This window comes from Paraburkholderia sp. J12, from assembly GCF_905220215.1.
GTDB lineage: Bacteria > Pseudomonadota > Gammaproteobacteria > Burkholderiales > Burkholderiaceae > Paraburkholderia.
On sequence record NZ_CAJMZC010000020.1, the window covers coordinates 24,369 to 44,980 of the forward strand.

A 20,612-nucleotide genomic window follows, 5' to 3' on the forward strand; every position below is an offset into this window, starting at 1 on the left:
CGAAGCAGTACGAAAGCCCTTGCGGTCAGAAACCGCAAGGGCTTTTCATTTTGAATCAGCTTCCCCGCGAGTACCGAACGAACGCACCTACGCCACCAGAACGGCCTTCGCCCCCGGCCGCGATTCATAGGCCATGGCCTGCCCGATTTGATCGAAGCGGAATTCCTGGCCGATTCGCGTGGTGAACATCGGATCGTCGATCACGCCTTCCAGTGCCTGCAACGCCCGCACGAGCCTGTCCTTGTCCACGACGGTCTTGCTGGCGTAGTTGCTGAATCGCTTCATGGTCAGGTCTTTCATCATGAAGAGCGTGGACTGCATCGAAAACGGCACGGCGCCGCCCAGAAAGCCGTAAAAAGAGATCGTCGACTGCACGGGTAGAGCAGGCGCCAGGCGGCTCAACAGGTCGCCGCCCACGCCGTCGAATACGGCCGTGGCTCCGAGTTCGGCGGATAGCGCTTCGAGCGTCTCGACGAAACCCTCGCGGGTCACGACGACATGCTCCGCACCGCATCCGGCCAGCGCCTCACGCGCGGCCTCCGTGCGCACGAGGAAAATCGCCGGCAGCTTTCTACGACGTGCGAGCGCGGCCAGCGCACAGCCGGTTGCGGAACTCCCGGCCGTCACGATCACCCCCTTGTGGCCCGCTTCGGCAACTTCCTCGAGAAACGCGTAGGCCGTGATGACATTGACGAGCGACCCGCAATAGTCCTTCGCACGGACCCGCTCAGGCAGAATCAGGCAACAGGTATGAGGCACGTGGGCTCGTTCGGACCACAATCCCACGCCCAACGGGCTGCGCTCGAGCGCGCGGTAGATCGCCACCTGCCTGCCCGCATATTCCGGCGGAACGCCGGCCCCCACCGCGACCACCCTGCCCGCTCCCGAAGCGCCCCACACGTCATGCCGCCCGGTAATGGGCGGGGTGCCCGCTACCGCCGGCATCTTCAGGAAGGTCTTGTCGCCGTGATTGATCGCCGAAGCCTCCATATCGACCAGCACGTGGCCAGGCGCCGGTTCGTCGGGAGCCGGGATGTCGCGCACTTCCAGTTCCCGGCTGGCTGTCACACAGATCGCTTTCATGAATCGCCTCCTTTGCTCTCGCTTCAGTCGTTTCAGTGATGGCACAGCCCGTACCATAAGCAAGATCGCCATTTGCCGGAACGCGGTCTCCCGACATACCATCGATTCCATTCTGGAATTGATGGAGTCAGCGCCTATGGACCGCCTGGACGCGATTCGCCTGTTTGTTCGCCTTGTCGAGCGAGGCAGTTTTTCCGCCGTGGGGCGGGAGGAAGGCATTGGACAGCCTGCGGTGAGCAAGCAGATCGCCGCGCTGGAACGGCATCTCGGCGCGCAGCTCGTTCTGCGCACTTCGCGCAAGGTGGTCATCACGAAAGCGGGCCAGGCGTTCTACGAATCGGCGAGGCCGCTGATCGAAGACTTCGACGCGCTCGAGTCTTCCGTGGGCGCGCGGCAGTTGTCGCCGCGCGGGCTCGTGCGGGTCAGCACCGCGCCCGCACATGGACGGCTCTGCATTACGCCCCTGCTTCCGGAGTTCTTCCGCCGGTATCCCGACGTCGCGGTGGAGCTGTCGGTCTCGGAGCGGCAGGTCGATCTGGTGGGGGAAGGCATCGATCTGGCCGTGCGCCACGGCACTCTGGCGGATTCCTCGCTCACCGCCAGAAAGCTCGCCGAAACCACGTTCGTTCTCGTAGCGAGCCCCGGTTATATCGCGGCGAACGGCGTGCCCGCCCGGCTCGCGGACCTCGATTCGCACGCCTGCATTGTTTTTGCACGGGGCCGTGAACGCTATCCCTGGTCGCTCAGGACCGGGCAGGACACCGTGTCTTATGTTCCGCACGGCTCGCTCCTCACCGGCGACGCCGAGCACATACGCGCCGCCGTGCTGTCTGGCCTCGGCATTTCTCAAGCACCTTACTGGCTCTTTGCCGAGGAGATCCGCTCCGGGGCGGTGCGGGTGCTGCTTCCGGACCTGCAGCCCGAACCGCTGGCCATCAATCTCGTTTATCCCGCCGGTCGACGGGTACCGATGCGGGTGAGAGTATTCATCGACTATCTCGTCGCGGCCTTCTCGCGCCCGTAATGTTGATTGCGCAACGAATGCCGCCTGCACCGAACGCCACCGCTCAGCGCCCGCGCGGCGGCCCCAGCCGGTCCAGCAGCTCAGTCAGCAGATCGACCGGCAGCGGAAAAACGATGGTCGAGTTCTTGTCCGCGGCGATGGTGGTGAGCGTCTGCAGGTAGCGCAGCTGCATCGCCTGAGGCTGCTGGGCGAGCCGCTGCGCGGCCTGCAACAGCTTCTCCGAAGCCTGCAATTCGCCTTCCGCGTGGATCACCTTCGCGCGGCGTTCGCGTTCGGCCTCGGCCTGGCGCGCAATCGCGCGGATCATCGTCTCGTTCAGATCGACGTGCTTGATCTCCACCGTCGATACCTTGATGCCCCACGCGTCGGTCTGGGCGTCGAGCGTCTTCTGGATATCGGCATTCAGTTGCTCGCGCTCCGCCAGCAGCGCATCCAGATCGTGCTTGCCCAGCACCGCGCGCAGCGTGGTTTGCGCAAGCTGGCTGGTCGCTTCGAAATAGCGGGCGACCTGAATCACCGCCCGCTCCGGATCGACGACGCGGAAATAAACCACGGCGTTGACCTTCACCGAAACGTTGTCGCGCGTGATCACGTCCTGGGACGGTACGTCGAATACGACGGTGCGCAGATCGATCCGCACGACCTGCTGAACGACGGGAATGATCAGCACGAGCCCCGGCCCCTTGACCTTCCAGAAGCGGCCCAGCATGAACACCACGCCGCGCTCGTACTCGCGGAAAATGCGGATCGCCGAAACGATGAGGAACACCGCGAGCACCACCAACAGGCCCGTAAAACCGAACGTGAAGCCGATCATGAGGGTTCTCCTTGTGGGTGTGCTTCGTCGAGCGGCGTGACCGTGAGCGTGAGTCCGCTGCGTCCGGTCACGCGAACGTGCCGACCCGCCGCAAGCGGCGCATCGCAGGCCACGCGCCAGCGCTCCCCGTGCACGCGCGCCCACCCCGTAGCCGTGCGCGCACGATCCGTGCCGCCTTGCCGCCCATCGGCCTGCAAGCCTTCGTCGATCACTTCGCCCACGCTGCCGAGCATGGCTTCGGCCCCGCTCACGACCGGACGCCGCCGCGCGCGCAGCGCCACGCTCGACACCAGCGCGACGAAGAGCGCGCCGCCCAGCGCGAGCCCCGCGACGAGCGGCAAGGGAATGCCATAGCCCGGCACGTCGGTATCGATCAGCATGAGCGCGCCGATCGCAAACGCCACGATGCCGCCGAAGCCGAGCACGCCGAAGGTGGGCAGAAACGCCTCGGCGATCAGGCACGCGAGCCCGAACACCACGAGGCCGAGCCCCGCATAGTTGACCGGCAGGAGCTGCATGGCGAAGAGCCCGACGAGCAGGCAGATCGCGCCGGCCACGCCGGACAGCACGAATCCCGGATTGGCAAACTCGAAGAAAAGCGCATACATGCCCACGGTGAGCAGGATCAGCGCGACGTTCGGGTCGGCGATGATCGAGAGCAGACGATTGCGCCAGTCGGGCTCCACGTAGGCGAGCGGCGCATGCGCGGTCGCAAGCGTGACTGGGCCGGCCGCGGTCGTCACGACGCGGCCATCGAGCTGACGCGCGAGATCGGCAGGGCTTGCCGCGATCAGGTCGATCACGTGCTGGTCGCGCGCCTCGCTGGCCGAAAGGCTCACCGCTTCGCGCACCGCGCGCTCCGCCCACCCGGCGTTACGGCCGCGCAGTTGCGCGAGGCCGCGGATATAGGCCGCGGAATCGTGCATGACCTTGCGCGCCTCGGTCGAGGCGGAATCGGTGGGTTGCGCGGCCGGCTGCGCGCCGGAGGCGGGTCCGGCGGATCCCGCTGGCCCGGTTGGCCCGGTTGGCCCCGCACCGCCCGGGACCGCTCCCCCGCCGACCCCGAGTTGCACCGGCGACGCCGCGCCCAGGTTGGTGCCGGGCGCCATCGCCGCAATATGGCTCGCGTAGACGATATAGGTGCCCGCACTCGCGGCGCGCGCGCCGCCCGGCGCCACGAAAGCGGCCACCGGCACCGGCGAGGCGAGGATGGCCTTGATGATCTGCCGCATCGACGTATCGAGTCCGCCCGGCGTATCGAGCTGGATGATCGCGAGCGGCGCGCGCTGGTTCGCCGCGCGCGCGAGCGTGCGGATGATGAAATCCGCGCTCGCGGGACCAATCGCACCGTTGACGGTCATGACGATCACGGGGGAAGACGTGGCGCCGGAAGGCATGCCCACGGCGAGCCGTGGCGCGGCCGCAGCCACGCAAACGACCAGCAACACCGCGAACAGCGCGGCGCGGGCGACCCGCGCCGGCAGCGGATGATGCGGATGAGCCGGCGGCAGCGCCGGCTCGTGCGAAGGACGATGAACGCGCATCGAAACGTCCAGACGGCGCGTAAAAGGGCATAGGGCATAGCCCCGATATTCAAAGATTAGGCGCTTTCTGAACAAAGCGCGAACCGGCGCCCCGCAGCGCTGCGCCGCAGCATGGCGCGGCGCAGGTGCAGGGTGGTCAGGTATGGCGAGGGTGGGCGCCGCAGTCGGCGGCGTGGACGGCCCGCTTCAGGCCACGTTCGTCAGGCCGCCTTTTCATAAGCGACGTAGATCTTGCGGCAGGACTCCACCACTTCCCACGTGCCCTTGAAGCCCGACGGAATCACGAAGCGGTCGCCCGTCCGCAGCTCCTTCGCGGCACCGGCTTCGTCGCGGATCACGGAAACACCTTCGAGGATCTCGCAGTATTCCATTTCGGTATAGTTCACGCGCCAGTGCCCCGGCGTGCTCGCCCAGATGCCCGTGCTGAACTGTCCGCACGGGCTCGTGTAGCACTGCGTGAGCGTCTGGAGCGGGTCGCCGGCAATCAACTTTTCCGGCGCGACGCGATATTCGAAGTGCTCGCCCTCGAAGTGCTCGCTCTGTTTCGTGCCGATATCGACGATATCCGAAATGCCTGCCATGTCCTGCTCTCCTCGTTGTCTCGTTTGAAGTGGTGCGAGGCTGCAAGTATCGCAGCGTTTCAGGAGGCGCCAATATTCCCCCTCAGCGCAACGCCTTCACATCCTGCGCAGTCACATTCGCCGCTTGCCCACCCCACGTCGCGCGCAGGTAATTCGCAAGTTGCGCGAGCTCCTCGTCGCTGAGCGTGGACGAAAACGCCGGCATCGCCTGCATGTCCTCGAGCCCCGCGAACTTCTGCGTCTCGATGCCGTCCAGCATCGCCACCAGCAGGTTGTGCGGATCGGCCTGCCGCAGCGTCGAGTTGCCGTTCATCGCCACGGCAACGTGCGGCTTGCCCTCGCCCGAGAGCCCGTGGCAACCCGCGCACACGGCGAGGTACACCGAGCGCCCGGCCGCGAGCATGGCGGCATCGGCGGCAACCGGCGTCACCGGCCGGGGCGCCGGCGGCGTGTCGCCCAGCAAATAGACGGACAGCGCGCGCACATCGTCCTTCGTGAGGTACTGGGTGCTCAGATGCACCACCGGATACATCTCGCCAAACGCAGAGCCCTGCGGCGCAATCCCAACGCTGAAGAACGTCTGCAGGTCGTGCCCCGTCCAGCCGCGCGAAGCGAGGCCCGCAGGCGTGATGTCCGGCGCGATCGTGCGCCCGAGCGCGGCACCCGAAAGCGGCTTCGCATCTTCGAGCTGGCCGAACACGTTACGCGGCGTGTGGCATTCGGCGCAATGGCCCAGCGCATTGGCGAGGTAACGCCCGCGCTGCCAGTCGGCGGATTGCCCCGTCGACGCATCGGGCAGCGTGTCCTTCAGGAACACCGTGTCCCACAACGCCATGCCGAAGCGCAGGTTGTACGGGAACTTGAGGTCATGCGGATGGTTCGCCACCGCAACCGGCTGCACGCTCATCAGATACGCGTAGATCGCATCGGTATCGGCACGCGTCAGCTGCCGGTACGACGTGTACGGCATCGAGGGATACAGGTGCTTGCCGCGCGCGTTGCCGTCGTGCAGCGCCTTGTAGAAGTCCTCAGCACTCCAGTTGCCGATGCCGTGGTCCTTGTCGGGCGTGATGTTCGAGCCATAGAACGTGCCATACGGCGAGTCGAGCTTCACGCCGCCCGCAAACGGTGCGCCGTCCTTTGCCGTGTGGCACGCGGCGCAATCGGCGGCCCTGGCGAGGTAGCGGCCGTGTGCGACCTGCTCCGGAGTCGGCGTGAAGGCCGCCGATGCATCCGACGAAGATTCGTCGCGCCCGCAGGCAGCAAGTGTCAGCGCACAGGCGGCGAGCAGCATGCCCTGTGCAACGCGTTGGGCGAAGGCGTATTTCATGCCGCGTCCTTCACGAGACCGGGCGTGTTCATCACCACGTCCTTCACGGCCTCGTAGTAGCGCACATAACCCGTGCAGCGGCAGATATGGCTGTCGAGCGCTTCCATGATGGTGCTTTCCACATCGGCCTTCGCGACGGGCTGGCGCTTGAGCCGCTCGATCAGCACCGTGGCGGCGTTCACGAAGCCCGGCGTACAGTAGCCGCACTGGAAGCTGAAATGGTCGAGAAACTTCTGCTGGATCGGCGAGAGTTCGACCACTTCGCCCGCTTCGTTGCGTTTCGCGTGACCTTCGATCGTGCGGATCGAGCGGCCGTTGAAGAAGTGCGCGCCCGTGATGCAGGAGCGCATCTCTTCGCTCGTGCCATCGGGCTTGTCGAGAATGACCACGCACGCGTGGCAGATGCCCTGCCCGCAGCCGAGGCGCGAGCCCGTCAAGCCCGCATACTCGTGCAGGAACTCGATCATCATGAGGCCCTCGGGCACCTGCATGGGACCGACGGCCTTGCCGTTGATGGTGAGCGCCAGCGCCTTCGGGCGATATTGCACGAGCGGGCGTTCGACGGGCGCAGCGGCAGACGAAGCCGGGGCCGAAGCAGCGCTGGCGCTGGCCGCGGAAGCAGCGGATTGGGCGAGCGTCATGCGAGCACCTCCAGGATTTTTTGCGGGGTCACCGGCAGGTCGGTGAAGCGATGGCCGATGGCGTGCGCGACACCGTTCACCACCGCGCCCACCACGGGAATCATCACCACTTCGGCAATGCCCTTGGGCGGATCGGTTTCGGAAAGCGGCGGCAGCACTTCGCCGGTTTGCGTCCACACGGCCACGTCCGAGGCGCGCGGCAACTGATAACGATTGAAGTTCCAGGTGCCGTTGCCGGGCCCGTCTTCGTACAGCGGCAGATATTCGTGCAGTGCGTGGCCGATGCCCATGGCGAGGCCCCCCTGCAACTGGCCCGAGACCAGTTGCGGCGAAATCTGGTTGCCGCACTCCATGATCGAGTGGTGCGTGAGCAGCTCCACCTTGCCGGTCGCTTCGTGAACGGCGAGTTCGACGAGCGTGCCCACCGCGCTGTAGTAGGTCACGGCGGCATTGTTTCGGCTCACCGGCGGGATGAACACGCGCTTGCGGTCCAGCACGCGGTAGCCGTTGGCCGTGGGCGGCAGTGTGGCGGGCGCCATCGCGACTGGGGCCGTCGCGTTCGGCTTCGCACCGGACGCCGCAGTACCCGCATCGGCTGCCTTGCCGCTGCCGTAACGCAGCGAAAGACCGTCGATCGGCAACCGCTCCACCGTGCCGCCGCCCACGTCGAACTCCGCTTCGGCCCATTGCCAGCGGTTGAACACGTGTACGACCGCACCGGTAGGCAAGCCCATGGCGTGTGCCTCTTTCGCGAGCTGCTCGAGCGGCAGCGGCTCGAGCCCGGTCGCGGTGAGCTTGCCGTCGACCCAGCGCGCGTCTTCGATGCGCACGACGTACGGCGCGGCCTGGCCTCCGCCGATGCCTTGCCCCCAGATCGAGAGCGCGGCAGGCCACAGGCCGTAGCGGAATACCGCACGTGCGGCCTCACGCGTGCTGTGCGTGAAGTAGTAGGCGGAGTTCGTCGCGCTGGAGGGCGAAGCGATGTTGGGGGTCCAGCGCGGGTTCGCGCTCAGGTGGTCCTGGTCGGCCTGGCTCATGATGTACGGATCGCCGCTCGTCACCACAGGCAGGTCCGGCCAGTCGGTCACGGCCACGCGGATCCCGGCGGCAGGCTTGCCCAGCCACTTCGCCACGGCCACGGCCTGCGAGGTGGACATGCCCGTGCCGATCTCGGCGCCCGTGTGATGGAGCGTGATCGTGCCGTTCTCGTCGAACTCCACCTTCGCGAGCGAGCCCTCGGCGCCCGTGCCGAAATCCTTTTGCACGCACGCGAAACCCACGCCGTAGCGCTTGCCCGGATTAGCGGCTTCGTATTCGGCCTTGCGCTTCGCTCGTTGCGTCCACAACGGATGCGCCTTCGCGCGTTCGAGCACGTCGTCCACGCGGATCGCCCCTGCCGGAATCGCGCCCTGGGTGTTCTTCATGCCCGAGCGCAGCGCGTTCTTCAGGCGGAAGTCGATCGGATCGACGCCGAGTTGCGCCGCGATTTCATCGACGGCCATCTCGGTTGCGGCCATGCTCTGCAAGGTGCCGTAGCCGCGCGCCGAGCCCGCGTCGATCGCGCGCGAGGCAATCGCCACCGTGGCGAAGTCGTTCTTCGGGAAGTAATAGACCGACTGTGCCGCCGTGGCGCCCACCATCGCGACCGAAGGCGAGAAGTTGCAGCGGCCGCCGCCGTTCGCCTCGAAGTCGCCCTTGAACGATTGCAGGAGTCCTGTCTTGCGATCGACCGCGATGCGGTAGCGCATCTTGAACGCATGGCGCTTGAGTGCGGTCTGGAACTGCTCGTAGCGGTCGTTCGCGAAGCGCACCGGCCGGCCGTCGCCGTAGAGCGTGGCCACGAGGCTGTAGAACGGCACGTTGCAGTGGTCTTTCGAGCCGTAGCCCACGGTGTAGCACGGGTGCAGAAAGATCTGCCTGACCGGGAAGCGGCACTTCGCGACCATGCCCGCGGCCGCGTCCGCCACTTCGAGCGGCGATTGTGTGGGCACCACCATGTGCAACGACTGCGTGGCGGCGTCGTACCAGCCGTTCGCGTTGTCGGGTTCGAGCGCGGACGTGTCGATGGACTGCGTGTTGTACTCGCGCTCGAATACCAGCCAGTCCGCGCCGGCGTGATCGAGTTCGTCGGCGATCTGGCCGGCGTAGTCCATGCCCTGCTCGTCCAGCTTGCCGTGCTCGTTGCCGTCGGGCCACACCGGCTCGTGCTTGCGCATCATGCTCGGGAAGATGGGCGCGTCCTTGAGGCTCGAATAGACGTCGTCGTCGTAGGGTGTCTTGCCGCCCACGCGCACGAAGCGGAACGTGCCCCACGGATCGCGTTCGAGCGGCCCCGTCACGGCGCCGTAACGGATCACGTCGTCGCGGAATTTGAGCGTGCTCTTCGCAAAGCGAAAGCGCGCGAAGTCGTGATAGATGAGAATCGCCACGGCATGGCCCAGATACGCGGGCGTCTTGCCGGCGGGCAGCAGCATGTCGTCGCCGTAGAACGACGGAAACGCGAGGCCGTCGCGGGCGAGGTCGTCGGCCGTGACGATGCGGTCGGGCTTCAGGTCGTCGCCCAGCACCGTGAGGTCGAAGCCATCATAGAGGCGGTCGGCCTGGGTGGCGCGCAGGATCAGCGCGTGAGCCTGCTGTTGCGGCCAGTGGGGCATGTCGCTCGCGCGGATGTCGCGCGCGAAGATTTTCGAGCCCGTGACCTTGGCAATGCCGTCGATACGGAATTGGGGAGCGCCCGTGGCGGTATCCCATTTGACTGGCGTGAGGAGTTTTTCTTCGAAGAGCGCAGCGAATGCGCGGCTGCCGATCGGCGCCACATATACGGCTACGCCCGCCAGCATGCTGGCTTTGAGAAAACCCCGCCGCGACAGGCCGTGGTTCTTCATGAGGGGACCTCCAGGTGCGTGCGCGACTCACGAAGGCGATGGTGTCGCATCGCCCGGAGCGGCGCGCATTGTGCCATCCCTGCCGGGTTAAACCCAATAGCGGATTTCGCATGCGCTTCTTATGGCAGCGCTTATAACCGCGATATGACGGCAATGCACGCGAGGCGCCGCGCCGGAAAGCGGCCTGTGCGGCGCCTCAACGCACGTTCATCGGCAACAGCACCCTCTGCTTGCCCTGCAACTGTAGCCGCGTCTGGATTTCGACGAGTGTTTGATTGTGCAGCCATGCGGTGAGCGCGGTCGCCAGCGCGAGAAAGAACGACGCAATCTTCCGCACCGGTCAGCGACGGATTTCTGCCCGTCGCGCGTTGAAGTATCCGATGATCTCCCCACGCGCCCCAATCGACGACCCTCGCCGCCCATGCCGATCTCAGCCCACCGCCCGTCCCACACGCCGCCCCAAACCGACTGGTCCGCCATCCGCGACGACAGCGCCGCGGTATCGCACGCGAGCGCCGTTGACATGACCGGCTGGATGATTCCGCTCGACCCGCAGGCCGCGCACGCGGACTACTTCCTGCTCGCCGCAGAGGAGCCGTGTTGCGGCGGCTGCGTGCCGCGCGACCCGCTCTCCTGTGTGGAAGTCGAAACGCGGCACGCGGTACCTGTCACGGCAGGACCGGTGCGCGTGCGCGGCCGTCTGATGCGCCTCCGGGACGATCCCGCAGGCTGGCGCTACCGGCTCGAAGGCGCCGCGATAGCCGCCGCCACACAGGCGCCGATGAGCCGCCGCGCGTTCCTGGCCGCGGGCGCGGCGCTGGGCCTCGCCGCCTGCGCACCGGGACGCTTCGCGCATTACACGGAACCGGCCGACGCCACGGCGTCGGAGTCGGCGGCATCGGCACCCGCTGCCGCGAGCGCCTCCACGCCCACGTGGCAGCCGTCGGCCGACGCGCTGACGATCGACATGCACAGCCATGCGGGCCACGTGATCGTCTCGCGCAACCCGGAGATCGGTGCGAGCCGGCCGTTTACCCCCGTTAGCGCCTCCATGCGCGCGGGCGGCATGAACGTGCTGTGCCTCGCCATCGTGACCGATACGGTGGTCACGCGCGTTTCGGCCGACCGCAAGCGTTTCGAGGCCTGGCGCCAGCCCGACCCGGGCGAGCTCTACTATCTCGGCCAGCAGGAATTCGCGCGCGCGAAGGCACTTGCGGCGCGCGAACAACTGGAGATCATCACGAGCGCCGCCATGCTCGACGGCCCGTCATCGGGCGCCCCACGCGCCATCATCGCGGCGGAAGGCGCCGACTTTCTCGAAGGCCAGATCGACCGCGTGGACGAGGCCTACACGCTGCACCAGCTCCGCCATCTGCAACTCACGCACTATCGCGTGAACGAACTCGGCGATATCCAGACCGAAGCGCCCGTGCACGGCGGCCTGACCGACTTCGGCGCGGACGTGGTGCGGCGCTGCAACCGGCTCGGCATCGTGGTCGATGTCGCGCACGGCACTTACGATCTGGTGAAACGCGCCGCCGCCGTCACGACGAAGCCGCTCGTGCTTTCGCATACCGCGCTCTCGCAACATCCGCGCGAGCGCAGCCGGCTCATCAGTCCCGATCACGCGCGCGTCGTTGCGCAAACCGGCGGCGTGATCGGCGTGTGGCCCAGTTCGGGTTCGTTCCACAGCATCGCCGGCATGGCCGAAGGCTTCAAACATATGGCCGATGTCGTGGGCGTGGAGCACGTGGGCCTCGGCACCGATATGCTCGGTTTCATCTCGCCACCCGTCTTTCGCAGCTACGAGCAGTTGCCGGCGCTCGGCAGCGCGCTGCTCGCCGCGGGGTTCTCGGCCTCCGAAGTCGACCTGCTGCTAGGCGGCAACTATCGGCGCGTGTTCGAGTCGTCGCTCGCCTGACTGGCGCGCGGCTTGGGCCGCAGGGGCGCCGGTGCGGCCCCGCGCCCGATGAACCGGATCTTCAGCTTTTCTTCATCTTCGGCCGCTATGATCGCAGGAGCGTCCGGGAGCACCCCCCGGACGCAACTTAGTACGCAACTCAGGACGCGACTTCGGCCCGCGTCACTCAAACGTCACCTCCCCGCAGCGCGTTGGAGTCGATCTCATCATGAAGCCGCCGCTCATCGAACAGTTGCGCACGTATCTGCAACTCGCCGCGCTTTCAGCCATCCTGATTCAGGCTGTCGTTTTCATTGCAATCCTCGTGCTGCAAGTGCCGCAGGCGGTCTTCACGTCGGCGCCGTTCCGCGTGGGCGCGGCGGTAGCGGTTGCACTCAGCGTTTATGCGATGCGCGGCCTCGCCCGCGATGCGTTCCGCGACGCGCTTGCAAGCCGCCACGCACGGCTCGTGGGCTGGCAGCGCCGCACGGTGGCCCTGGGTCCCGAGTGCCCGCGGCGCCTGCTTGTCCTGCTGCACGTGCGGCTGAACCGGCATACGTTCGATCCGGCGCTGCCGTGACCGGTCCCATGACCGGTCCCCATCCGCGGCCGAAATACGCGGTAATACGACCGTTCGCAATGCGTCATACGAGCGTCAATACCGGCCCCTATACTGCCGGAAGCATTGCGACAAGCGTCGCGGGGGTATTCCTCTCATGAAATGGCTGCACCCGCAGGTTCGCCGTCGCAGTAGCGACGCATTCTCGCGCCGCGCTCCGCGCGCGTACCCGGCGTAATGGGCGTCTCGCGCGCCCAGCGGACCCGTGGGCACACCGGCGCTACGCTTGCCTTGCTCTTCACCGCGCTCACCCTCTGCTGCGCGGTCTTCGCGCTGACTGCGGTTTCGCCGTTCACCCTGTGGCAACTCGCGCACGGGCTGCTCATGCTGTTCGCCGCCCTCTGCGCCGCGGCCGCCGCGTTGGGCATTGTCTATACCTGCGTGGCGGGCGTGCTCGTGCGACGTTTCTTCGCTCAGCCGTGCGAAGCCCCCGCCAGTTACCCCGGCGTCACCGTCGTCAAGCCACTGCACGGCGACGAATGGCATCTCGAGCACAATCTCGCGAGTTTCTTCGAGCAGGACTACGCGGGGCCCGTGCATTACCTGTTCGGCGTGCACGACGCCAACGACGCCGCCCTGCAAACCGTGGAGACGCTGCGCGCGCGCTATCCGCACGCACACATCAGCGTGATCGCCGATTCGCGGCTCTACGGCCCCAACCGCAAGATCGCCAATCTGGTCAACATGCTCGGCCATGCGGAACACGACGTGCTGTGCTTCGCCGATAGCGACGTGAGCGTCGAGCGCGACTATCTGCGCCGTATCGTTGGCGCGCTGCAGCAACCCGAGGTGGGCCTCGTCACCTGCGTCTATCGCGGCCTGTGCGCCCCCGGTTTCTGGCCGCGCGCCGCCGCGGCATCGACGAACTATCACTTCCTGCCCGGCGTCGTGACGGGTCTCGCCATCGGCCGCGCCCGCCCCTGTTTCGGGCAGACCATCGCCCTCACGCGCACGATGCTCGAACGCATCGGCGGCCTCGCGCAGTTCGCTCACCATCTCGCCGAAGATCACGCGCTGGGCGTGGCCGTGCGCGCAACCGGCGCACGCGTGGCCGTGCCGGCGTTCACCGTGCGGCACGCGTGCGTGGAGACCACCTTCACGGCCCTCTTCACGCACGAGTTGCGCTGGAGCCGCACGATCCGCGCCGCCGATCGCAGCGGCCATCTGGGTTCCGCGCTGATGCACCCGTTCGCGCTCGCCCTCGTGGCCGTACTGGCCTCGGGCGGCGCGCCCGCCGCATGGGCGCTCGCCCTGGCCGCCCTCGCCGCGCGCGCAGCGCTCAAATGGCAGACCGACCGGGCCATCGGCGAGCCCTGCCGTGGATTGTGGCTGCTGCCGATGTGGGATATCGTGCAGTTCATGATCTTCGTTGCCAGCTTCGGCTCGTCGCGCGTCGTCTGGCGCGGCTTTCACTTCAGCGTCGACGGCGACGGCCTCCTTGCCCCCTTGCACGACGATTGAATGCATAACGCGCGGCACCAGAACGACACACACAGGGCGGTGGCTCATCGATGAAGCATCTCGGACGCGCGGCCGCCCTATGCGGCCTCGCCATCGCGATCTGGCTGGTCTGGCGCGATCATCCCGCCGCGATCTTTCGACTGTTGCAGGGCGCGGGCGCAGGCCTGCTGCTCGCCGCCGCGGCGCATATCCTGCCGATGCTCGCCAACGCCTGGGACTGGCGCACGCTGATCCGTGCGCGCGAGCGCCCGCGCTTCGCGACGATGCTGCGGCTCGTGTGGCTGCGCGAATCGATCAACGGCCTGTTGCCGGTCGCGCGCGTGGGTGGGGAGATCGTGTCGTTCCGGCTGCTCGGCCGCCAGGGCGTGCGCCCGGCCACGGCGGCGGCAAGCCTCGTCGTCGATATGCAGCTCACGCTCGTGAGCCAGTTGATCTACGCACTGGCGGCGGCCGGCTACCTGCTCGAACAGGCCTCGTCCGACACGGCACGCCTTGCCGGCCAGCTTGCCTGGGGCATCGCGGCGCTTGCCCCCATCCTGCTGATGTTCGCGCTTGTGCAGCACGCGCGCCCGTTCGAGCGCGCGGCGCAGGTGCTCAACCACGTCACGAGCGGCAAGGTGTACGACCTCGTGGGCAAGTCGGCGCGCATCGACCAGTCCGTCAAGCTGGTCTGGCGGAAAACGGGCGTGGTGCTGCGCTATCTGTTCATCTGGCAGACGCTGCAATGCGCAGGCTATGCGCTCGAGATCTGGCTCGCGCTGCACGTGCTCGGCGCGTCGCCCACCTTCCTCCAGGCCTTCGTGATCGAAGCGCTCATCCAGCTCGTTAGCAGTGCTGCGTTTCTCGTGCCGGGCGGGCTGGGCGTGCAGGAAGGCGGCTTCGTGCTGATCGGCGGCCTGCTGGGTTTCGACGCGCCCACCTGTCTGGCGCTTGCCGGCGCGCGCCGGGTCCGCGACCTGTTGTTCTACGTGCCCGGCCTCATTGCCTGGCAATTCGCCGAAGCGCGCCCGCGCGGCGCGAATGCCGGCGGGCGCGAGGCACCGAATGCACGGGGTACACCCAATGCGCTCAATGCGCGAAGCGGATATCCAGAGCGCGCAGGTAAGTCTGCAGTCCCGCATCCTGAAGCGGGATCACGTGCGCCACGTCGTCCGATTCGTTGAAGTGCGCGTGCCAGTAGCCGGGCGGCGTGACGAACGCCATGCCCGGCGTCCAGTCCACGCGCTGCGGATTGGCGATATTGCCCTCGGCGTCCAGCTCCGTACCCACGAGCGTATACACACCCGGCTTGCAGTTCGGAATGAAGTCGAGCGCAATCGACTGATGACGATGCGGCTTTTGCACCGTGCCCGGCGTGATCACGCCGAACATCGCCCACATCGAATGCGTGACCGTGCGCGTTTGCGGGAAGTGCGTATTGCCGAGCAGGATGCTCACGCGGTTGCGCTGCGCAGCGCCTGGCGCGCGCGCCACCTGGTCGAGTTCGGCCTGCGCGCGTGCCGCGGGGTACAGCGTGGGCGTGAAGCGCGCATGGCCGAAATCGACGCCCAGGTATGCGAGCAGCGGACCGTCGTTGACGTAGTAGAGGCGCGTGGTGGAATCGGCGGCGATGTGTACCGGCGCGCCGCCGGGCAACGCGAAAAAGTCGCCCGCGCCGAAGCGGAATGCCGTGTCCTGCTGCGTGACCACGCCCGAGCCTTCGAGCACGTAGCCCACCTGTGAGGTCGCATTCGGATTCAGGTTCACGGATTCGCCGGCGAGAACACGGACGAAGTGCGCAAGCAGGCCCGGCCCCGTGGCCGGATAGTCGCAGCCCAGTTCGGTGGAAAGATCGAGCGGCACGATGCGCGTCGGGCCACTATCGTAAAGCGCGCTCGCAAACGAACGGTAGGGCACGCGCGAAATCAGCCTGGCACCAATCGGATTGGCCGAGGACGTGTATTCGAAGTACTGCGCATCGCGGGTCACGGTTTCGTCGTCGAGCGCGAGCGTGGCGGGGGAAGTGGTGTTCAGCATGACGGTATTCCTTGCGGGTTGCGGGAACCGCGCAAGCGATGCGCGGCGGCCTGGAAACCAATATAGGTTTGCGCCGCACCGGCCGGAACCGCCCGCCGCCGAAATCAGCTTTGCAAAAAGGGGATAACTGCGCTCCTGCCAGGCAGGAGCGGCTCACTGTCCCGTACAATCGGGGAAATCCCCCCGGAATGCCACGCATGGATTACTTCTCGGCCATTCGCGCCTTTCTGCACGCCGCCGAACTCGGCAGTTTCAGCCAGGCTGCGGAGCGCACGGGCGTCAAAACCTCCACCGTCTCGCGCCATATCGGTGAGCTCGAAGCCGATCTGGGCATTGCACTCTTCAATCGGTCCACACGCGGGCTCGTACTCACGGAGGGCGGCCGGGTGTTTCGCGAGCATGCGCGGCTCGTGGAAAAGAGCCTCGAAGAAGCCCGCGAAGCCGCCGCTTCGCTCAACCGCTCGCCGCGCGGCCTCCTGCGCGTGACGATGCCGGGCGCGTTCGGGCGCCGCCATATCGTGCGCCATCTGCCCGAATTCATGGAACGCTATCCGAAGATCGACGTGGACTGCGTCATCACGGAAAGCGTGCTCAACGTGATCGACGCGGGTATCGACGTCGCGATCCGCATCGGCGCACTGCCCGACTCGCAGTTGATGGCGCGGCAGCTCGCGCCGCATCGGCGGATCGTGTGCGCAAGTCCCGGCTATGTGACGCAGCACGGCACGCCGCTTACCCCGGCCGATCTCGCGCAGCATACGGCGCTGCGCTTCGCCCTGGCCCCCGACGACCGCTGGTTCCTTGCGAACCGCGCCCGCGCGGGCACGCCCGAGGAAGCGGCCGTGCAACTGCAAGGCCGCCTGCGCGTGGACGATACCGAAGCGCTGCTCGATCTCGCCGTCGCCGGGCGCGGCGTGGCCCTGCTGCCCGCCTGGGCGACGGGCGCCGCGATCCGCGAGGGCCGGCTCATCCGCGTACTGCCCGACTGGGAAGCGCGGCCCACGCGCGCCGAGCCCGCCATCTGGGCCGTGTATCCACCGAAGAAAACCGTTTCTTCGAAGGTGCGCGCCTTCATCGACTTCTACGCCGCGCTGTATCGCCGCGAAAGTTATTGGGAAAGCTAAGCGATGCCTATCTCCCGGAAAGCTGCATCGCTTCGCGCTCCCTGTCACGCCACGTGAGCGGCAAAGCCCACGCGGCCCGGTGCGATCTCTTCGCGTAGCGTAAGCGCCGGAATCTCGTAGTCGCCTGCGTTTTGCGGACGAAACGCGATGGGCTGCGTCTGCTGCAACGTATCGAGCCGCTCACCCAGTTCGTTGCGGATCGTTTCGAAGCGCGTCTCGTCCATGCGGCCCGTGCGGTGCACGACATAGGGCGGCAGCACTTCGAAACCCGGGTAATAGAGAATGCCGTGATGGATGGGAAAGAGGATGTCCTCCATCGGGCCGTTGATCCCGCGCGGTCCATAGTGCGAAGCCCACCCGCCCGTAGTGACCACGAGCATCGCACGCTTGCCGGCCAGAGTGCCTTCGCCGTAGCGTTCGCCCCAGCGCACATCGGAGTGCTCGCCCACGCCATAGGCGAAGCCGTAGGCATAGACCCGCTCCACCCAGCCCTTCAGGATGGCAGGCATCGAAAACCACCACAGCGGAAACTGCAGGATCACGGTATCGGCGCGCATCAGCTTTTGCTGCTCGCGCACGATGTCGGCGCTTTGCAGACCATTCCTGTAGGCGTGTTTCGAATCGAGCGACGCGTCGAAGCGCCCGGCGTCGAGACGCCCGGTAGTGTCCTCGGCGTCGAGCACCGCCTTCCAGTTCATCGCATAGAGATCCGAGACCTCTACCGTGTGCCCGGCTGCGGCAAGCCGCTCGATCGCGAAGTCCCTGAGCGTGCCGTTCAGCGAGCGAGGTTCGGGATGGGCATAGACAAGCAGAACATTCATTGCGCGGCTCCTGTATCCGTGTGGGATCAGCATAGGCCGCGCTCTGGTATATTGAAAATGAATATCTGAAATACGAGCTATTATGATCGGCAATCTCAGGAAGCTGGATCTGAACCTGCTGGTGACGCTGGACGCATTGCTCGCCGAGCACAATGTCACGCGCGCTGCCGAGCGCCTGCACTTTTCGCAGCCCACGGTGAGCGTGCAACTGGCGAGACTACGCGAGATCTTTGGCGATCCGCTGCTGCTGCCGGGTCCGCGCGGCATGCGACCCACCGCACGCGCCGAATCGCTGCGCGAGCCGCTGCGTCAGGCACTGGAAGCGCTCGCGGGCGCCGTCGCACCCGAAAATCCGTTCGATCCGGCCAGCGCACGCCATACGTGGACCCTCGCGGCAACCGACTACGCCGAATCCACGCTCGTGCAACCCATGCTGCCCACGTTGCGCGCGAGCGCGCCCCACACGCGGCTCGCCGTGGTCGAACTCGTGCCGCCGCGCATCGAAAAACAGGCGGAACACGGCCAGATCGATCTCGCGTTTCACACCACCGAGGGCTCGCCGCCCAACCTGCGGCGCCGTGCGCTGTTCACGGAGCGCTACGTGCTCGCGGGCCGCGCCGGGCACCCGCGCCTGAAGCGGCGACCGACCGCCGCGCAGTTCTGCGCCCTCGAACACGTGATCGTCTCGCCGGACGGCGGCGGCTTTCACGGCGTCACCGACACCGCCCTCGCCGCCGTGGGGCTCGCGCGGCGCGTCGTGCTCTCCGTGCCGCATTTTCTGTTCGTGCTGTCGGTGGTGGCGAACACCGATCTCGTGGCGATGGTGCCCGAGCGGCTTGCCCGCCAGCACGCGGCACTGCGCGTGGTCGAAGCGCCGGTTGAGGTGCCGGGCTATGAAATGTCGATGCTCTGGCACGAACGCTCGCATCGCGATCCCGCGCATCGCTGGCTGCGCGAGTTGATCGTCGCGTCCCTCTGAGCCGCGCCCGACCGCTCAAACCAGATTTAACCGGGCCCGGGCGGTCTGCGGGTATCGCTGGAGGCATCGGCCACAGCGGGCGGCTCCGCACGCACCGGGAAAACGAACACCGCCATCGCGAGACCCAGCGCCCCGCCCAGCACGGTCTCCCAGGCGCGAGCCACGAGAACCGCAACGGAATGCTCGCCCGTTGCCGCGAGCGTGACCACCAGCGCAAAGGCAAATGCTCCGCAGGCCACGTCGTAGCGCTCGGGAAGCGCCATGGCGTAGACGATCATCGCGAGCGACGCCGCCACCCAGACGAGAAGCGGCGCATGCTCCGCCGCGGGCAGGCAGGCGAGCCCGAGCGGCACGCCCACCAGCGTGCCGACGATACGCCGCCGCACACGCTCCATCGTGCCGGCGGCCGTCGCGGTGACGACATAAACGCAGGCGGTGATTGCCCACGCCGATTCCACGAGCCCCCACACGCTATGCAGGACCACGACGATGGCCGCCGCAACGGCGGCCTGAACGCCCATCGCCAGTTCGGCGGAGCGCAGGAACGCTTTGCTGCGGGAGGTCGCCGCGCCCGGCGCAACGGCGGGAACCGCGGGTAGTTCGGCGGGACCGCTCAGGAGGCGCGGCACGGCGGCGGCCAGTATCGCGATGAGGCAGGAAAGGGCGATCGCCCCAAGATCCCCGGGGCCGAGATGCGCGCCATACGCAAGCAACTGCCCGATATAGACCTGCGAGCCCACGCCCGCGCCGATGCTCCCATAACGCTTGAGCAAACCCGCGAAAAACGCCCCGGTCACGAGGATCCATTCGCCGCCGCCCAGTCCATGCGACATCAGGAACGGTGTGCCGCTCAGCGGCACGAGGAGCGCGAAGAGCACGGCCCCCAGGGCCGCCGCAACACACAGAATGGCGAGGTCGCGCGTGGATGCGTAGCGGGCGGTCTGCGCTTCGGACACGCTCGCCCACAGCGCGAAGCCGCCCGCCAGCGTGCCGGCCGAAACGTTCGCGGGCAACCCGGCCGTCACGCCTTGCAGCGTGCCCAGCCCCATGGCGATGCCATACGCGGTGACGAGCCGCAGCCCCTTCACGCGTCGATGCGCCCCCGGGTCAACCCGTTCGAGCCAGGCGTTGAAGTACTGGGGATCGAATCGCATCGGCTCCGTCCTGTCGATCGGGCTTCAGACCGCGAAAGCCAGTATAGGCTGCACGTCGCCGTATTGCCCTGCCCCGGCAAATCGACCCGCACGACGGGATCAGTGCGCGGGCAGCAACTGCCCCCAGCTCACGAGAATCGCCTGAATGCTGCGCGCGTAGGCATCGCGCTCGTGCGGCGACTCCGAGTGATAGGCGCCGATGGCACGCCAGGTGTTGCCGTAGCGCACCATCTTCTGCTTGAGAAGCCACGCGGCCACATAGATGTTCACGCAGGGATCGATCAGCGCGCGGTGCGGAATGCCCTGGCGGGCGAGGTCCGGGAAATGGATCGAGTTGATCTGCAACTGCCCCACGTCGATCGAGCCATTGGCGTTGCGGTTGACGGCCGCCGCATCGCCCTTCGACTCGCGCCATGCCACGGCGCGCAGCACCAGCGGATTGACGCCCTGATAGGCGCCGGCCTTCTCGAAGCATTCGTCGGCGGGCGCATCGGCACGCGCCGGCGCCGAACCGAGTGCAACGGCGGCGGCCAGCGCGGCACTGGCACAAGCAACGAGGCGCCGCGAACGGCGCGCGAACAAACGGCGCACGAACAGGCAGCGAAGCGCAGACATGGGTCGTCCCTCCGTGGC

General features: G+C 67.0%; 19 protein-coding genes. 7 read left to right on the top strand and 12 right to left on the bottom strand.

All coding sequences use genetic code 11. From position 1 onward, the window contains the following. Positions 1–87: 87 nt before the first annotated feature. Positions 88–1,083 carry a quinone oxidoreductase family protein gene (locus U5760_RS28625; RefSeq protein WP_322015685.1) on the bottom strand — a complete coding sequence of 332 codons (996 nt, stop codon included), beginning with the start codon at positions 1,081–1,083 and terminating at the stop codon, positions 88–90. A 136-nt stretch (positions 1,084–1,219) separates the two neighbouring features. Between U5760_RS28625 and U5760_RS28630 the strand changes: the two genes are divergently transcribed. Continuing rightward, the gene (locus U5760_RS28630) at positions 1,220–2,107 is read left to right on the top strand and encodes a LysR family transcriptional regulator (RefSeq protein ID WP_322015686.1); all 888 of its coding nucleotides are present in this window, start codon (positions 1,220–1,222) and stop codon (positions 2,105–2,107) included. A gap of 43 nt (positions 2,108–2,150) precedes the next feature. Here U5760_RS28630 and U5760_RS28635 read toward each other — a convergent pair whose 3' ends face one another. The 7 genes from U5760_RS28635 to U5760_RS28665 all read right to left on the bottom strand — a co-directional run bounded on the left by U5760_RS28635 (position 2,151) and on the right by U5760_RS28665 (position 10,242). Then, on the bottom strand, positions 2,151–2,924 hold the full coding sequence (locus U5760_RS28635) for a slipin family protein (protein WP_322015687.1): 774 nt from the start codon (positions 2,922–2,924) through the stop codon (positions 2,151–2,153). Beyond that, positions 2,921–4,468 carry a nodulation protein NfeD gene (locus tag U5760_RS28640; RefSeq protein ID WP_322015688.1) on the bottom strand — a complete coding sequence of 516 codons (1,548 nt, stop codon included), beginning with the start codon at positions 4,466–4,468 and terminating at the stop codon, positions 2,921–2,923. The genes U5760_RS28635 and U5760_RS28640 overlap by 4 nt, the downstream gene beginning before the upstream one ends. Positions 4,469–4,668: 200 nt before the next feature. Further along, positions 4,669–5,049 carry a cupin domain-containing protein gene (locus U5760_RS28645; protein ID WP_322015689.1) on the bottom strand — a complete coding sequence of 127 codons (381 nt, stop codon included), beginning with the start codon at positions 5,047–5,049 and terminating at the stop codon, positions 4,669–4,671. Positions 5,050–5,131: 82 nt separating this feature from the next. Then, entirely contained in the window at positions 5,132–6,379 is a 1,248-nt protein-coding gene (locus U5760_RS28650) for a cytochrome c (protein WP_322015690.1), read from the bottom strand. Next, positions 6,376–7,020 (bottom strand): (2Fe-2S)-binding protein, encoded by a 645-nt coding sequence (locus U5760_RS28655; RefSeq protein ID WP_322015691.1) that lies wholly within the window; start codon positions 7,018–7,020, stop codon positions 6,376–6,378. Before U5760_RS28655 ends, U5760_RS28650 begins: the two co-directional genes overlap by 4 nt. Beyond that, on the bottom strand, positions 7,017–9,905 hold the full coding sequence (locus U5760_RS28660) for a xanthine dehydrogenase family protein molybdopterin-binding subunit (protein WP_322015692.1): 2,889 nt from the start codon (positions 9,903–9,905) through the stop codon (positions 7,017–7,019). Before U5760_RS28660 ends, U5760_RS28655 begins: the two co-directional genes overlap by 4 nt. Positions 9,906–10,101: 196 nt before the next feature. Further along, positions 10,102–10,242: a hypothetical protein gene (locus tag U5760_RS28665; protein ID WP_322015693.1), complete on the bottom strand. Its 141-nt coding sequence runs from the start codon at positions 10,240–10,242 to the stop codon at positions 10,102–10,104. Between the two features lie 84 nt (positions 10,243–10,326). Here U5760_RS28665 and U5760_RS28670 point away from each other — a divergent pair, with 84 nt between their 5' ends. From U5760_RS28670 to U5760_RS28685, 4 genes are all read left to right on the top strand, one after another. After that, positions 10,327–11,826, top strand: coding sequence for a dipeptidase (locus tag U5760_RS28670; RefSeq protein ID WP_322015694.1), 1,500 nt, complete (start codon positions 10,327–10,329; stop codon positions 11,824–11,826). A 208-nt stretch (positions 11,827–12,034) separates the two neighbouring features. After that, positions 12,035–12,385 (top strand): hypothetical protein, encoded by a 351-nt coding sequence (locus tag U5760_RS28675; RefSeq protein ID WP_322015695.1) that lies wholly within the window; start codon positions 12,035–12,037, stop codon positions 12,383–12,385. A 363-nt stretch (positions 12,386–12,748) separates the two neighbouring features. Continuing rightward, positions 12,749–13,885 (top strand): bacteriohopanetetrol glucosamine biosynthesis glycosyltransferase HpnI, encoded by a 1,137-nt coding sequence (gene hpnI, locus U5760_RS28680; protein WP_322015743.1) that lies wholly within the window; start codon positions 12,749–12,751, stop codon positions 13,883–13,885. A gap of 50 nt (positions 13,886–13,935) precedes the next feature. Then, positions 13,936–15,048, top strand: coding sequence for a lysylphosphatidylglycerol synthase domain-containing protein (locus U5760_RS28685; RefSeq protein WP_322015696.1), 1,113 nt, complete (start codon positions 13,936–13,938; stop codon positions 15,046–15,048). Here U5760_RS28685 and U5760_RS28690 read toward each other — a convergent pair. Next, positions 14,954–15,901 carry a cupin domain-containing protein gene (locus U5760_RS28690; protein ID WP_322015697.1) on the bottom strand — a complete coding sequence of 316 codons (948 nt, stop codon included), beginning with the start codon at positions 15,899–15,901 and terminating at the stop codon, positions 14,954–14,956. The genes U5760_RS28685 and U5760_RS28690 overlap by 95 nt on opposite strands. 197 nt (positions 15,902–16,098) lie before the next feature. On the opposite strand from U5760_RS28690, the gene U5760_RS28695 reads away from it, so the two are divergent. After that, positions 16,099–17,025, top strand: a complete 927-nt coding sequence (locus U5760_RS28695; RefSeq protein ID WP_322015698.1) for a LysR family transcriptional regulator — start codon at positions 16,099–16,101, stop codon at positions 17,023–17,025. A 44-nt stretch (positions 17,026–17,069) separates the two neighbouring features. Here U5760_RS28695 and U5760_RS28700 read toward each other — a convergent pair whose 3' ends face one another. Continuing rightward, positions 17,070–17,846 (bottom strand): NAD(P)H-dependent oxidoreductase, encoded by a 777-nt coding sequence (locus U5760_RS28700; RefSeq protein ID WP_322015699.1) that lies wholly within the window; start codon positions 17,844–17,846, stop codon positions 17,070–17,072. Between the two features lie 85 nt (positions 17,847–17,931). Here U5760_RS28700 and U5760_RS28705 point away from each other — a divergent pair, with 85 nt between their 5' ends. Then, positions 17,932–18,825: a LysR family transcriptional regulator gene (locus U5760_RS28705; RefSeq protein ID WP_322015744.1), complete on the top strand. Its 894-nt coding sequence runs from the start codon at positions 17,932–17,934 to the stop codon at positions 18,823–18,825. A gap of 26 nt (positions 18,826–18,851) precedes the next feature. Here U5760_RS28705 and U5760_RS28710 read toward each other — a convergent pair whose 3' ends face one another. Both U5760_RS28710 and U5760_RS28715 read right to left on the bottom strand, forming a co-directional pair. Continuing rightward, positions 18,852–19,979 (bottom strand): FUSC family protein, encoded by a 1,128-nt coding sequence (locus tag U5760_RS28710; protein WP_322015700.1) that lies wholly within the window; start codon positions 19,977–19,979, stop codon positions 18,852–18,854. Positions 19,980–20,078: 99 nt separating this feature from the next. Beyond that, positions 20,079–20,594: a lytic transglycosylase domain-containing protein gene (locus U5760_RS28715; protein WP_322015701.1), complete on the bottom strand. Its 516-nt coding sequence runs from the start codon at positions 20,592–20,594 to the stop codon at positions 20,079–20,081. Positions 20,595–20,612 lie beyond the last annotated feature (18 nt).